The organism is Bilophila sp. 4_1_30 (assembly GCF_000224655.1).
Lineage (GTDB): Bacteria > Desulfobacterota > Desulfovibrionia > Desulfovibrionales > Desulfovibrionaceae > Bilophila > Bilophila wadsworthia.
Genome location: NZ_JH114232.1, coordinates 724,948 through 736,992 on the forward strand (window position 1 = coordinate 724,948; position 12,045 = coordinate 736,992).

At 61.9% G+C, this 12,045-nt stretch carries 10 protein-coding genes and 1 pseudogene; 4 read left to right on the forward strand and 7 right to left on the reverse strand.

Annotation, left to right across the window (positions count from 1 at the left end; translation table 11 throughout):
* Positions 1 to 3: 3 nt before the first annotated feature.
* From HMPREF0178_RS09855 to HMPREF0178_RS09865, 3 genes are read right to left on the reverse strand one after another with little or no spacing between them, the layout of a single operon-like run.
* Entirely contained in the window at positions 4 to 495 is a 492-nt protein-coding gene (locus HMPREF0178_RS09855) for an NADH-quinone oxidoreductase subunit B family protein (RefSeq protein ID WP_005028441.1), read from the reverse strand.
* Positions 496 to 525: 30 nt separating this feature from the next.
* Positions 526 to 1,374 (reverse strand): respiratory chain complex I subunit 1 family protein, encoded by an 849-nt coding sequence (locus tag HMPREF0178_RS09860; protein ID WP_005028443.1) that lies wholly within the window; start codon positions 1,372 to 1,374, stop codon positions 526 to 528.
* Complete coding sequence (locus tag HMPREF0178_RS09865) at positions 1,374 to 3,308, reverse strand: NADH-quinone oxidoreductase subunit L (protein ID WP_009733288.1); 1,935 nt, start codon at positions 3,306 to 3,308, stop codon at positions 1,374 to 1,376. The genes HMPREF0178_RS09860 and HMPREF0178_RS09865 overlap by 1 nt, the downstream gene beginning before the upstream one ends.
* 431 nt (positions 3,309 to 3,739) lie before the next feature.
* Here HMPREF0178_RS09865 and lnt point away from each other — a divergent pair, with 431 nt between their 5' ends.
* The 4 genes from lnt to HMPREF0178_RS09890 all read left to right on the forward strand — a co-directional run bounded on the left by lnt (position 3,740) and on the right by HMPREF0178_RS09890 (position 8,185).
* Positions 3,740 to 5,317 carry an apolipoprotein N-acyltransferase gene (lnt, locus tag HMPREF0178_RS09870; protein WP_009733289.1) on the forward strand — a complete coding sequence of 526 codons (1,578 nt, stop codon included), beginning with the start codon at positions 3,740 to 3,742 and terminating at the stop codon, positions 5,315 to 5,317.
* Positions 5,318 to 5,337: 20 nt separating this feature from the next.
* Positions 5,338 to 6,493 (forward strand): peptide chain release factor 2 gene (gene prfB / locus HMPREF0178_RS09875; RefSeq protein ID WP_157134918.1). Its coding sequence is split into 2 segments (ribosomal slippage): positions 5,338 to 5,412 and positions 5,414 to 6,493, totalling 1,155 coding nucleotides; the frame shifts between segments, so codons are not numbered across the junction.
* A gap of 396 nt (positions 6,494 to 6,889) precedes the next feature.
* Positions 6,890 to 7,165, forward strand: coding sequence for an HU family DNA-binding protein (locus HMPREF0178_RS09880; RefSeq protein ID WP_005028452.1), 276 nt, complete (start codon positions 6,890 to 6,892; stop codon positions 7,163 to 7,165).
* Positions 7,166 to 7,453: 288 nt separating this feature from the next.
* Entirely contained in the window at positions 7,454 to 8,185 is a 732-nt protein-coding gene (locus HMPREF0178_RS09890; protein ID WP_009733292.1) for a hypothetical protein, read from the forward strand.
* 76 nt (positions 8,186 to 8,261) lie between these two features.
* Here HMPREF0178_RS09890 and HMPREF0178_RS09895 read toward each other — a convergent pair whose 3' ends face one another.
* The 4 genes and pseudogenes from HMPREF0178_RS09895 to HMPREF0178_RS21530 form a co-directional block, all read right to left on the reverse strand.
* On the reverse strand, positions 8,262 to 9,305 hold the full coding sequence (locus tag HMPREF0178_RS09895) for an ABC transporter substrate-binding protein (protein WP_009733293.1): 1,044 nt from the start codon (positions 9,303 to 9,305) through the stop codon (positions 8,262 to 8,264).
* Between the two features lie 180 nt (positions 9,306 to 9,485).
* Positions 9,486 to 10,367 (reverse strand): CoA-binding protein, encoded by an 882-nt coding sequence (locus tag HMPREF0178_RS09900; protein WP_009733294.1) that lies wholly within the window; start codon positions 10,365 to 10,367, stop codon positions 9,486 to 9,488.
* The gene (locus tag HMPREF0178_RS09905) at positions 10,367 to 11,488 is read right to left on the reverse strand and encodes a succinate--CoA ligase subunit beta (RefSeq protein ID WP_009733295.1); all 1,122 of its coding nucleotides are present in this window, start codon (positions 11,486 to 11,488) and stop codon (positions 10,367 to 10,369) included. Before HMPREF0178_RS09905 ends, HMPREF0178_RS09900 begins: the two co-directional genes overlap by 1 nt.
* 354 nt (positions 11,489 to 11,842) lie before the next feature.
* Positions 11,843 to 12,045 (reverse strand): annotated as a pseudogene (locus HMPREF0178_RS21530) (aldehyde dehydrogenase); the annotation flags it as partial.

The window sequence follows — 12,045 nt, forward strand, 5'->3', positions numbered from 1 at the left end:
GATTTATTCAAAAATGGTCGTCTGGGGCATGTCCCGCAGTCCGAGTTTGCCCTTGACCACTTCAAGAGCGAGCACAACGCCGTCGATGATGGCTTCGGGCTTGGCCGCGCAGCCGGGCACGTAGACGTCCACGGGGATCACATGGTCCACGCCGCCCACGACGTTGTAGCAGTCCTGAAACACGCCGCCCGTGCAGGCGCAGGCGCCGATGGCGATGACGGCCTTGGGTTCGGGCATCTGGTCGTAAAGGTTTTTGAGGACGTCCTTGTTGCGCTGGTTCACGGTGCCGGTGACGAGCAGCACGTCGGCGTGTTTGGGATCGCCGATGTTCACGATGCCGAAGCGTTCGACGTCGAAGACGGGCGTGAGGCAGGCCAGCACTTCAATGTCGCAGCCGTTGCAGGAACCGCAGTCGTAATGGACTACCCAAGGGGACTTCAGACGTCCCTTGTTGATGTATTGATTCAGTTTTTCATGCAATGCCGAAAAATTCATGGGGTACCCCCGATAGTCTGGGCTTCGGTTCTAGCGGACGTAGAGCCAGAGGATGTTGAAGATGGCCAGGCCCAGCGTGATGCCGAAGGCATGCTTGAGCATCCAGCCCCACGTCATACGCGCGCAGACGTTGTCGACGACGATTTCGAGCGCATAGGTCAGCACGAGCAGGACGACCATGCCCGTGATGCTGGTGTGCCAGAACAGGGAGCACAGGCCGAGCAACAGGATGACGTCGAGCCAGTGGGAGATTTCGAGCAGCGCGAGCTGGGGGCCGGAATAGTCGGTCAGCACGCCGCGCACGATTTCCTGATGCCCGTGGTGACAGGAGGCGATGTCGAAGGGCGACTTGGCGAGCTTGATGGTCAGCGCGTAGCCGAGCGCGATGAACAGGAACGGCAGGTGCGGCAGCAGCGGCACGTCGAGCGCGTAGATGTCGGAGATCATGAAGCTGCCGGTGGCGGCGGACATGCCCACGAAGGTGAGGATGACCAGCGGCTCGTAGGCGAGCATCTGGAGCAGTTCGCGTTGTGCGCCCACGTTACTGTAGGGCGAGTCGGCGGAAAGCGCGCCGGCCACCTTGAACACCGCGCCGACCGTCATGACGAAGAACAGCAGCAGCATGTCGCCCTGCATGAAGAACATGAGCAGGGCAATGGCCGAAGCCATGAGACAGACGTAGGACGAGAAGATGAGCCACGGGTTGGTCACGCAAGGGGCTTTCCCGAAGAGCTTCAGGACGTCGTAGAAGGGCTGGAGCAGCGGCGGCCCCTGCCTGGACTGGAGACGGGCCGTCAGGCGTCTGTCCACCCCGGCGAGAAGTCCGCCCGCGGGAACGGCTACAGCGACTGCGATGAGGGCGAAAATGAGCTTCAGCATTAGAGCAGACCTCCCAACATGACCACCATGAGGACAATGGCGATAGTGTTGATCCTGCCGGTGAGCGTCTGTTCACCGAACCAGGCTTCCATATAATAGTTGGACGACTTCGGTTCCACAAAGGTGTTCAGCGGGCCGTTGAAACCCACCTTGCCGTCCTGCACATACTGGATGCCGGAGAGGTAAGGCAGCGCGCAGGGTCCCCGTTCGGCCTTTTGGGACTGGCGCAGGGCATACCACATGCCGAGCGCGAGCAGGAAGAACATGGGATAGACGGCGAACAGCCCCCTGCCGTTGGTCAGGATTCCCCAGTCGGAAGCGAACATGCCCTCAACCCCGAACAGCGAGGCGATGCTCTGTTCGATGCCGCTGAAGATCCACGGCACGAAGAGGGAGAGGGCGATGGCGCCGTAGAGGAGCGTGCGCAGGGCGAAGCTCATGGTGCCGTCGAGGTGCTCGGGGACGGGGCGCTTGTCGCTCAGCGGGTCGCTGCCGAGGAGCAGGCCGGCCCAGCGGGCCCAGAACAGCACTGTGAGGGCGCTGCCGAAGGCGATGAGCACCACGAGCACGGGCATGAAGGCCGGGGCCGAGGCGGACGCTTCGATGGCGATCCACTTGGCGAGCAGCGCGCCGAAGGGCGGCAGCATCATGGTCACGATGCCGAACAGCGTGATGACCGCCACGCGGGGCATGATCTTGTACAGGCCGCGCATGGATTCGATGTCACGCGAGCCGATGTGCTGTTCGATGGTGCCCACGCAGAGGAAGAGGAGGCCCTTGGAAACCGCGTGGAAGATGATGAGCAGGATGGCGGCGGTGATGGCCGCCGGGGTCGCCATGCCGGCGCACGCGATGATGAGTCCGAGGTTGGCGATGGTGGAGTAGGCGAGGATCTTCTTGCCGTTGCTCTGGCCGCAGGCCAGGGCGGAAGCGGCCACAAAGGTGAAGGCGCCGGTCAGGGAAACGATGCCCGCGAGCATGGTCCCGGCGAAGGCCGGAGAGAGGCGCAGCACAAGGTAGACGCCGGCCTTGACCATCGTGGAGGAGTGCAGCAGGGCGGAAACGGGCGTAGGGGCGACCATGGCGCCGCACAGCCAGCTCTGGAAGGGAAGCTGCGCGGATTTGGTGAACGCGGCGAAGCAGAGGAAGGCGACGGGCAGCATGGCGGCCGTGGAATGCATGACCACGGACTGGGCCAGCATGGCCTGGATGGACAGGGTGCCGATGGCCTTCTGCATGAACAGCATGGCGGCGAGGAAGCCGATGCCGCCCACCATGTTCATCCACAAGGCGCGGGTCGCATTGCGCTTGGCTTCGCGGGTGCCGTCATGGCTGATGAGGAAGAAGGAACACAGGGTGGTGATTTCCCAGAAGAAGAACACCCAGGTGAGGCTGTCGCAGAGGACAAGGCCGTTCATCGCGCCAAGGAACAGCAGCAGGAAGAAGAAAAAGCGGGACTGCTTGGATTTGGCGAGGCGGAGATGATCCTCATGCTCCTGCATGTAGCCGAGGCCGAAAATGCACACGATCCCGCCGACGAGTGAGATCACGAGCACCATGACGAGGGCCAGCGGATCCGCAAGGAATGCGGTGGCCTGATGGCCTTCCAGCATGAAGAAATCGAGGTAGATCATACCGGCCAGCTGGCCGAGCGCGAGCCCCATGGACAGCCTGTGGCGTATATTCACGGCCACGTACAGGATGAACACGAGCAAGGCGAGATCGAGCACGGTCATCAGGGGCTGGAGGGAACTGTCCGGCGATATGGGCAGCACGAAGCTGCCGTACAGGGCCAGGCCCAGTGCGGACAGTGCTGTGATCCCGGTGCCGGCATACACGATGCGGCGGCGCAGGGTTCCTTCTTTGTCCAGGGCTACAGCGACAGCCGCGATCAGCGGAAAAACGATGCAGCCGAAGAGGAGCAATTGCAACATGGACGCCTCACTTGACTTGCGGGGTTGACCCGAACGCGACCCCCCTCCGGGAGTCTTTGGTTTCCTGAGCGCTCAGGACCGTACAAAAGCGGGATCGGCCGGCGGGATTCGCGCCCCGGGCACGGTCGGACCCGAAAATACACGGATGTCGAGAAGGGAAAAAAGGTCAGCCGCAAACTCGTCAAAAGCGGTCCGGACATGAAAAAATCCCCCCTCCATCCGATTTATTTTCATGGCTCAAAAGCAATGGGGCGTCAAGGAAGAAATAGCACAACTGGTTGGTTAAACAGTTTATTAAGGAATGTTTTCACAGGTAGTTGGGAACATTTGAAGGTCACACCTTTTGAAGCATCGTGGCACGATTGCTTTTTCCGGACACCCCTTTCGTCTTTTCGCTTGACTTTTGAAGGCGCTTTCGGCTTGTTTTTCTCATGAATATGCTCTGGTGGATTTTTTGCGGCGCGGCGGGGCTCTGGATCGGTATGCCCAATCCCGTGGCGTCTTTTCCGGCTGCGGCGCTCCTGTATCCGGCCTCCCTGTTCCTGCTTGGGACAGGTTCCACAAGCTGGAAACACGCTTTCCGGCTCGGTTGGCTCTGCGGTCTGGCGGGGGCCTCGGCCTGCCTCTACTGGCTGGCCATCCCGGTTCACGACTTCGGGGGGCTGCCGTGGGCGCTCGCCGCACCCTGCCCGCTGCTCATGGGCGCGTATATCGGCCTGTACGGAGGCCTGTTCGCCGCGCTGGCCCATGCCCTGAGGGGGGAACAGGCATGGCGGAAGGGTGTGGCGCTCGGGCTCGGCTGGTATCTTATGGAATGCTTCCGGGGCTGGTTCTTCACCGGTTTCCCTTGGATTACGCTGGCCTCGGCCTTCACGCCGTGGACGCCCGTCATCCAGCTGGCCTCGGTGATCGGTGCGTATGGGCTCGGCGGCCTGCTGGCTGGCTTGTCCTGCCTTTGTGCGGAAGGGATTCTCCGTGTGCGGCACCCTCATGCGCTTCGGAAGCGCTGGCTTCCGGCCCTTGGCGGTTCCCTTGCAGGTATCTTTCTGGTTGTTGCCTTCGGCGTGTTTTCCCTCTCTTTTGCGCCTTCCGGCCAAGGAGGGCTGTGGGTATCCTTGGAGCAGGGCAACCTTGATCAGAACGTGAAGTGGGAGCCGGCCATGCAGCGGCTTACGGTCAAGCGTTATCTTTCCCTGAGCGCGGAATCCCTGTCCGTGCCGGAATCGGAGCGCCCCGAGCTATTGATCTGGCCTGAAACGGCCATGCCCTTCGATTATCAGACCGCGCCGGAACTTTCGGCGGCGATCCGCGCCTTTGCGAGGGATCGCCGCGTGGCCTTGCTGTTCGGCGCGCCGGGGTTCCGCAATCGCGGGGACGGGGTTGTCGACGCCTTCAACCGTGCTTACCTTATAGCGCCGAACGGGGTGGGCGAAGGATGGTACGACAAGGAACATCTTGTGCCCTTCGGGGAGTACGTGCCGCCGTTCCTCGATCTGCCGTTCCTGCGGCCATTGCTGCAGGGCGTGGGCGAGTTCCTGCCCGGCGAGTCCACCGGGCCGCTGGTCCTGCCCGCCACGCCGCAGCTTTCGCCGGATCGGGGGCCGCTTGTTCTGGGCGTGCTCATTTGTTATGAATCCATCTTTCCCGAGCTGGCCCGCAAGCAGGTCTCCCAAGGGGCCACGCTGCTGGTGAACATCAGCAACGATGCATGGTTCGGACGGTCCTCCGCTCCCGAGCAGCATCTTTCCCTTGGCATCCTGCGGGCTGTGGAGCAGCGCCGCTGGATAGCCCGTTCCACGAACACCGGCATTTCCGCCTTCGTGGACCCGACGGGGGCCGTCGTGGCACGCAGCGGCCTGTTCAAGGCCGAGAGCCTGTCGCACCCGGTCGTCCCGCTGACGGAGAAATCCGTCTTTTTCACTCTGGAACCGTGGCTGCCGTGGGCCGGGCTTGCTCTTTTTCTCACGTTTTTCGCGCCGGTCCTTTCGCGGTTCCGGCGTCACATCTAACCGAACGACAAGGATTTCCAATGCTTCAGCTTGCTGATTTGAAAAGCCGCATCGCGGCGTTGTCCTCGCAGTTCGAGACGCTCTGGGGGCGTCTTTGACCAGCCTTCCCTGTCCGCACGTCTCGCTGAAATAGAGAAAGAGCTCTCCGCGCCCGACGCGTGGAACGCCCCGGAAAAGCTGACCCCGGTGCTGCGCGAGAAGAGCCGTTTGGAAGCGGAACTGGACCGTCTTGATACGCTCAAGAACTGCCATGCCTCCATGCTGGACTGGCAGGAAATGGCGCAGGAGCTTTCCGGCGGCGCGGAAATCAAGGAAGGCGGCGACGCCGCCGAAGCGCTGGAGTCGTTGGGCGCGGAGATCGAGCGCCTCACTGAGCTCCTCGAAGAAACGGAAACCAACCTGCTCCTTTCTTCCGAAGAAGATCACGCCGACGCCATTCTCGAAATCCACCCCGGCGCGGGCGGCACGGAGGCGCAGGACTGGGCGCAGATGCTCCAGCGCATGTACCTGCGTTGGGCTGATTCGCACGGTTTTTCCGTAGAGGAACTGGACTTCCTGCCCGGCGACGAAGCCGGGATCAAGAGCGTGAGCCTGCGCATTTCCGGCGAGAACGTGTATGGCTTCCTTAAAGGGGAGCGCGGCATCCACCGCCTCATCCGTATTTCTCCCTTTGACTCTTCGGGACGCCGCCACACTTCCTTTGCCTCGGTGGATGTGATCCCCGACGCGGGCGACGACATCGAAATCGAGATCAAGGAATCGGATCTGCGCGTGGACATCTTCTGCGCCAGCGGCCCCGGCGGGCAGGGCGTGAACACGACGTATTCCGCCGTGCGCATCACGCACATCCCCTCTGGCATCTCCGTCCAGTGCCAGAACGAACGCTCGCAGCATCACAACAAGGATTCCGCCATGCGCATCCTGCGCGGGCGCCTCTACGATCTGGAATTGAGCAAGCGCGATGCCGCCCGTCAGGCCGAGTACGCGGGCAAGAATGCCATCAGCTTCGGCAGCCAGATCCGTACCTACACGCTGCAGCCGTACCGTTTGGTGAAGGACCATCGCAACAACTGCGAAATCGGCGACACCGACGCCGTGCTCGATGGACGCATCGACAAACTGCTCCGTGATTACCTGTTGTGGCAGCATACAAACAGGCAGCAACAGCAGCAGTAAAGGACAGCTCCCGGTGGGCTGGAGAAAACCGCTCTGCGTGCGGTACCCGCAAAAAACGACGTGAAGATATTGGCGAGGGGGAGGAGACGTTTCCTATAAAAAGTGTCTCCTCCCCCTCCATTTTCCCCATTATTCCCTTCAGCCCGCGAACCGTTTGCCATTTTTGAAATATCGATGATTGTATAGTGAAACAAGACTGGTGTTGTTCCGTAACCGGCGCAAACCGTTCTAAAAGCCTTGCGGGAGAAGGAACAGGCGACTCTCGGAAGGGCCGAGTTGCTGTCGGGGGATTCACAACATGGTGAGAGTAAAAGTGATTTTCTGTTAGAAATCCTCTTGCCCATGCCGTGGGGCTTATGTATATTACAGCAATACTGCACTTTTCACGGAGTTGTCATGAACAAAAGCGAGCTGGTCAAAGCCTTGGCTGATCAGGCCAACATTTCTCTGGATGAGGCGACCCTTGTGGTCAACACGTTTGTGGACAGCATGAAGGATTCCCTCCTTGAAGGCGGCCGTGTGGAGATCCGCGGGTTCGGCAGTTTTAAGGTGAAGGAATACGGCAGTTATGCTGGCCGCAATCCGCGCACCGGTGAAAAGGTTGCCGTGGAACCCAAGCGCCTTCCCTTCTTCCGCGCCGGGAAAGAACTCAAAGAATATCTCAACGCGTAAGTTGAGATGCGGGAATTCGTCTCTGTGAATACGGACGGCGTGAAAACATCCCGCAGATGTCCGGGGGAGTCCGCCTCCCCCGGCTTTCTTGTTTTGTGCCTGCTGCTGTTCTCTTTTATCGGGACAGCGGTGGCCTCTGAGTTTTTCCCCGAGGGGGAAGGGCTGCGGACAGCCCCTGAGCTTTCCGTTTCCGCCACGGCGCAGCCGATCCTGCGCATCCTGTATGCCGCCGATTCCCACGGCGCGCTTCATCCCTGCCCTTCCTGAGGACACACGCTGGTAGGCGGCGTGGCCCGGCGGGCCACCGTTCTCGAACGCTATCGGCGCGACCCCGTGCCCACCCTGACGCTGGTGGGGGCGGACGAATTTTCTCCCGATACCGAACTCCCCGATCCCGCGAAAACGGGCGATGCCTCGCCGGAAGCAGTGCGCGCCGTGTACGACGCCCTGCATGTCGACTGCGGCATGTTGTCCGCCGGTGCCGCCGCATGGTTCGGTTCGTCGCGCCCCCGGAATTTCTTCGAAGTGGGCGATACGCCCGTAACGAAGCGGTTCCATGTCGGCGGGGTGCCCGTGGCGGTGATCCTGTTCCCGCCGCTGTCGGCGGGAGGTACGCCGGAAACGGAGGCGCCCACGCCGAAGCTCCTTGCGTCGGTGCTTGCCGCTGCCGATGCCGCTCCCGACGCCGTAATACGCATCGGGATCAGCCCGTGGGGATTTGAGGGAGAGTTCGCCGTCCGCGAGGCGTTGGAACAGCGTTATCATCTTTTGCTCGGCGGCGGCCCCGGCGCGGCGTTCGCGGGCGAGGTCAACGCGCAGGCCCCCGGCCTCATCTGGTCGCGGGCCGACAAGGACGGGCGCAGCGTCATGGCCATCGACATCATGGCCCTGCCCGAGCCGGGCGTGCCCTTTGCGTGGGAATGGGGCCTCTCCATGCAGGCGCAGGAAGTGCGCCTCACTTCCGCCATCCCGTCCGATCCGCGTATGGAAGCGTTGGCGGCAGGGAAGGCGGTCCGCTGAAACAGCCAAGAGAGCTTATGCAAACGCGCCGTCCCTGTTGGGGCGGCGCGTTTCTTTTCGGGAGAGTTTGGAACTCTTACTGCTGGAGGCCCTTGAGGAACGAGTCGTTGAGGAAGCCGAACGCATTCAGGTTGGCGACATCTTCCTGAGAAAGTTCTCCGATCCTGCCGTAGAAGGCGGTGATGCCGCGGAGCCAGTTCCTGAGGTTGCCGGATTCGGGATGGAAAAGCGTGATCTGTTCTCCCAGCGAGAACACGGGATGAGCCCGGAGGTCTTCCACGGCTTCCTCGCGCGTCATCAGCTTTTCGTTCCATGTCTTATTGAAGCGGATATATTCCTGTACGAACGCATCGAAGCCTTCGCTGTGCATGGCGTCGACGACGCGGAGGTAGACGCGCAGGAAAGCCCGCACCTGTTCAGGGTTCTTGTCGGCGAACTCGCGGTCGGCCAGCAGAAGAATGGGCTGGCGGATGCCGCAGTCCGGAGAGCTGGCGGCAATCTGATAGCCCTTTTGAGCCGCCGTGTAGGTGGCGGGAGCCCATATGGAAACGGCGTCTCCGAATCCCTTGGAATACATGTCCACAGCCGGGCCGGGCAGGACGTTCTGGATTTTCACGTCCTCGTCCTTGAGCCCGAGGATGTGCAGCCAGGTGCTGAGCAGATAGTGCGCGGAGGTTTTTTCCGGGCACAGGATGAGCTTGCCGCGCACGGTGTCCGCACTGCCGTAGACATCGGGATAACGGGGGTTGGCTCCCTTGGCCTTCAGGATCGGGCTGTCGGGGCGGACATAGATGGCGTTGAGATCGGATTCGTCGTTGCCTATGCCGACGACGTAGAATTGCCCCTTGGAGGCGGCCATGAGCGTTGGGACGGCTCCGCATCCGGCGATTTTCCATTGATAGTCGCCCTGCCGGGAAACGATTTTGTCGCCGGAGCCGAAGCGGAGCATACGGATATCAAGGCCCGCTTCCTTGTCCCATCCTTTCTGTTTGGCGTACCAGACGAGGAACGCCTCATGCTCGCCGATCCAGGCCGTTTGCAGTTGTTCGGCGGCTTTTGCGTGAGAGGGGAACAGACACAGGACGAAAGCCAGAAGGCTCATCAAAGCGCGGAATCTCATAGATCACCTCTGCCGGGGAGGGAGGGGTCCCGCCCGATCGGAATGTTGTCCGGCCGCGACGTGGCGGCCGTAACGAGCATAGAGTGGGTACGGGGCACTGTCAAAACATGCGCCGCCCAAAAGGTGTGCCGGGCGGCGGTATGGAAAAAGGCGGGAGCGCAAGCACCCCCGCCTTTCCGGTTATCCGAGGAATGCCTTTAAAAGCGCGCCCACTTCGCTCGGGCGCTTGGCGACCTTGCCGCCGGCCTTGACGATGGCTTCGGTCTTGCCCTTCACGGTGCCGCGCCCGCCGGTGACGATGGCGCCTGCGTGCCCCATGCGCTTGCCTTCGGGTGCCGTGCGTCCGCCCATGAAGGCCACGAGCGGCTTGGTGAAGGCCTTGGCTTCCATGGCTTCGGCCACTTCCTCTTCCATCGTGCCGCCGAGTTCGCCGATGATGACGACGGCGTGGGTGTCCGGGTCGGCTTCGTACAGCGGGAGGAGTTCCGCGAAACGGGTTCCGGGGACCGGGTCGCCGCCCACGCCGATCAGGGTCGTAACGCCGAACCCGCCCTTGACGATTTCGGCGGTGACTTCGTTGGTCAGGGAGCCGCTGCGGGTCATGACCCCGACGTGGCCCTTCTTGTATACGCGGTCGATCCAGTAGGGGATGGTGCCGAGCATGGCTTCGCCCACGGAGATGATGCCCGAGGTGTTGCCGCCCACGACCATCGCGCCGCAGGAAAGCGCGGCCCGGCGGATCTGGATGGCTTCGTGCAGCGGGATGCCGTCCGCGATGGTGCAGATCTTTTTGATGCCCGCGTCGAGGGCCTCAAACACGGCGTCCTTGGTGAACTTGGGGGGCACGAACAGCATGGCGACGTCGGCGGGGTGGTCCTTTATGCCCCGGCGGACGGAATGGTACACCGGGATGCCGTCCACGTCCTGCCCTTCCTTGCCGGGGGTGACGCCGAAGACGACCTGCGTGCCCATGTCTTTCATGTGCTTCGCCCAGAAAGCGCCTTCCTTGCCGGTGACGCCCTGCACAACCACGCGCGAATCCTTATGGATGAAAATGCTCATTATGCCCTCCCGGCAGCGATATCCACAGCCCGCTGCACGGCTTCTTCAGTGTTGGTCAGGGGGTCCAGCCCGGCGTCGCGCAGGATGGCAAAGGCTTCCTCTTCATTGGTGCCGCGGATGCAGGTGACGATGGGCTGCTTGGGCTGGTGGACCTTGATGGCTTCCACGAGGCCCTGCGCCATGACGTCCGCGCGGGCGATGGTCCCGAAGGTGACCACGAGGATAACCTTGCTCGGGGTCTTGAGGCAGAGTTCCATGGTGCGGACGGCCTTGGTGTAGTTGGCCCCGCCGAATTCCACATAGGTCGCCGGGTGTCCGCCCGCGTCGTTGATAAGGTCGAATACGGTGGTGGTCAGGCCCGCGCCCGCGCACATCAGGGCGATGTCGCCGTTGAACTGGAGGTACGGGATGCCTTCCTGCGCGGCTTCGAATTCGACTTCGGAGTCGAAGTAGTCGCGGGTAAGGGGGTAGTTGGGCTGGCGCCACACGGAGTTGTCGTCGATGATGAGCTTGCCGTCGCCCGCGATGGCCTTGCCGTCCTTGGTGATGAACAGCGGGTTGATTTCGGCGAGCTGCGCGTCATAGGCGCGGAAGGTCTTGTACAGGCCGCGCACGATCGCGCCGACCTGCTTGCCGAGGTCCCCGGACAGCCCCATGCCGTAGATGAGGTTGTTGACGTGGTAGCCGCCAAGCCCTTCGGCGATGTCCACGCGCACGGTGACGATCTTTTCGGGAGCGGTGGCGGCGAGCTTTTCGATTTCCACGCCGCCTTCGGCGCAGCCGATAAGCATGATTTTGGATTCCACAGGGTCCACGGTGATGGAGAGGTAGATTTCGCGGTCGATGTCCACGGCCTCTTCAACAAGGAGCATACGGACGTTGTGTTCGGATTCGAACAGGGCCTTGGCGGTGGCCCTGGCGCTTTCGGCGTCCTTCACGACTTTGATGAGCCCGGCCTTGCCGCGCCCGCCGCTCAGCACCTGCGACTTGAGCACGCACGGAAATCCGACCTCCGCAAATGCGCCGTCCAGTTCGTCCATGCCGCGCACCAGTACGCCCTTCGGGGTTGGCAGGCCTTTTTCGCGGAAGGCTTCCTTTGCCTGATATTCAAACAGCTTCATGGCAGTTCCTTTTGGAAGAGGATGCCTACGGCGGCAAGGGGACTCGGCCCCCTTGACCCCCGCCGGGGGGCATGATGCCCCCGGACCCCTGCGTTGCCGCGGCGCTCCTGTTGCCGGAGGTGCGGGCTGTTGAGGGAGTCAGGCGTTTCTCTTTGTGTTTGTTGTGGCTTTGGGAAAAAGCCGCTGCGCGCCTTTTTCTTTTTTTGCCGTTTGGAAAACCTGCGGACAGGGATTCGATAAAGGCAAAAGTCTTGGGAGGATGAGGGGATGGGGTCTGGGGGAAGGGGAGAAGGAACCCTTCTTCAGAAGGGCTTCCTTCTCCCCTTCCCCAGTCTTCATATCCCGTTCATCTTCTTATTTGCCGTACTTCTTCCAGAAATCGCCCCACATTTCTTCGTCGGTGAAGGTCCACGGGGCTACGGGCTCGTTGACCCACGTGACGTTGATGAAGTGGCGCCAGTGGACGTTTTCCGTGGTGCTGTTGCCGCCCCATGTGCCGCAGCCGAGGGTGGCGGTGGAGGGCATACGGTTGAAGGGGGTGCCCGCCGTTGCCCGCG